General features: G+C 44.3%; 1 protein-coding gene. It reads right to left on the bottom strand.

Going from position 1 to position 681, the window contains the following annotated elements; translation table 11 throughout:
- Positions 1–265, bottom strand: a 265-nt coding sequence (locus tag R7190_RS27715; RefSeq protein ID WP_318137911.1) for a DUF2799 domain-containing protein, incomplete at its 3' end; no start/stop codon positions are given.
- Positions 266–681: the final 416 nt, after the last annotated feature.

Raw genomic sequence — 681 nt, 5'->3', positions numbered from 1 at the left:
CTACACCCACCGTGTAACCATTGTCTGGCGAACAGTAAAGAATGGTGCCTTTATCAAAACCGTCTTGCCACTCAACGTGATTTGGCGTTACGCCTGCTTCGCGACAGTCTTTAATGTAGTCGTACAAAATGTTTGGGTTGTTGCCTGAGCGGCCATCTTGGTAGCCGACGCGATACCAATCTGCGGTTTGGCATTGTTCTGGCGACATGCTGCTACAACCAGAAAGTAATGCAAACATGGCAAAGAGAAGCGCAATGCGTTTCATGAAGTGGATTCCTTGTTACTGCGTTAGGTTCGCTGATTATAAATGAACAGTGTTCATTTCCAATAGATAAAATTAATAATTACCGACTTATTGATGCGTTGCGCTTGTGAGTTTGTCGGCTTGAAGCAAAAATTTTTTGCTTGTGGAACGAGCGTTTTTCGTCAGTAGTGATGTTACGAATAGAGTAGTTTGCGTGAAGGTAGAGGCGAGACTAGTGGGGTGGGAATCTCTTCGTAAGCCGCATCTATAAACAGTTGCCTGCGCGAATGTTACTTTTTCTCAGAGATTCCCATATCAAAAGCCCCTCGATCGAGGAGGAACGGGACTTTCGATAATGTTATGATTAACTTTCAAATGAAAGTTTGTTGCCAAATGCGGATTTCCAGTCTGTAGCAAATTGATCGACAGCCGGCGGA

It is taken from the genome of Vibrio sp. 1078-1 (genome assembly GCF_033340475.1).
This window is presented reverse-complemented; position numbering and strand designations above follow the sequence as displayed.